General features: G+C 63.2%; 1 protein-coding gene. It reads left to right on the top strand.

Features of this window, described 5'->3' with window-relative positions:
- The first annotated feature begins 157 nt into the window (after nt 1-157).
- The gene (locus WMR31_RS22085) at nt 158-1,441 is read left to right on the top strand and encodes an acyl-CoA dehydrogenase family protein (RefSeq protein WP_340541100.1); all 1,284 of its coding nucleotides are present in this window, start codon (nt 158-160) and stop codon (nt 1,439-1,441) included.
- Nucleotides 1,442-1,458: the final 17 nt, after the last annotated feature.

The raw sequence follows: 1,458 nt of genomic DNA on the forward strand, positions 1-1,458 counted from the left end.
GCCTGCTCTTTCGGCGCGGACAGATGCCTATCGCGGTTCGTTCAGCAAAACAGGTCTGTTGTTGCGCGCCTCAAACTGGGCGACGATGCTTCAGCAGAACGAGTGATGAATGCGAATCTCGGGCGGAAGATGCCGTGTGACGGACAGAGGAGTTGTGGTGAGCGCAACGGTTGAGGCCCCGGTCGAGTCGACTGACGAGGAGAGCGTCGCCCCGGACGACCCGCGTATCTTGGCGCTGGGCATCGAGCCCCCTCGAAGCGTCGCAGCTGTCTTCAGGAACTTCGACCGCATCAAGGATCTCTTGAGGGCCGAGGCGGCCGAGGGCGACCGACTGGCGCGCGTCACCCCGCTTGCCGGCCGCGCGATGCGGTCCTCGGGCTTCTTCCAGCTCACCTATCCGAAGGCTCGCGGGGGTCTGGAGACCTCCTTCCAAGACCACCTTGAGCTGGTGATGCAAGTCTCGCGCATCGACGCGGGCACGGGCTGGACCGTGGCAATCCTGAACGCCTCGGGCCACCACTCGTCTCGACTCAGCGACGAGGCCTACGCCGAGTTGTATCCCTCCGTGGACACCCCCGTCACGAATTCTTGGTTCCCCCCGGCCAAGGTCACCAGGGTCGAGGGCGGCTATGAGATCAAGGAGGGCCGCTGGGATTGGGGCAGCGGCGGCTATCAAGCCGACATGTTCTCCGGCGGCGCCTTGGTCTTCGAGCCCGACGGGTCGCCTTCCATCGACGAGGAGGGCCGACAGCGACTGGTGTCGCTGTGGTTTCCTCGCGATAAGACCGAACAAGCCCACAATTGGGACCCGATGGGCCTGCGCGCGTCCGGTAGTTCAAGCTATTACATCACCGAGCCGCTCTTCATTCCCGAGCGCTATACGATGTCGCGATATGCTCCCGACCGGCCCGATGACCCGCCGATGTACAAGCATCTGTCGAACACCTACTACCCGATTCTCGGAGTAGCGGCCGGCATTGCCCAGCACATGATCGATCTGACCGTCGATGCGGTCCGGGCGAAACTGCGCGGCGGCAAACTCGGCGAGGAAACGCACACGGCTCTCTCGGACGCTATGGGCGAGTGCGACATGATGGTCATGGGCCTACGCCACTGGGCACAAGAAGGACAGCGGCTCATCGAAACACCGGACAACCTGATGTCACCGGCACAGGTCGAGTCCATGTTGACGATGGGTATTCGCGCACAGCAGGCCACCGGCCGCGTTCTGGACCTCCTGCTCGACGTCCACGGCTCCGCCTTCATCCAACCGGGCTCGGAGATGGGACGCGCGATCCGCGATTACTACACGATGCGCGCCCACTCTCAGTTCAAACACAGCAACATGTTCCTCTACACCGGACGAGTGGCGGCGAAACTTGCCGACCCCGACGCCGTGATCTCCCCACTCGACGAGCCATGGGTCGTCTACACCCAATGACTCCCGCCGACTCCTGA

Source organism: Nocardioides epinepheli, assembly GCF_037936805.1.
Classification (GTDB): domain Bacteria; phylum Actinomycetota; class Actinomycetes; order Propionibacteriales; family Nocardioidaceae; genus Nocardioides.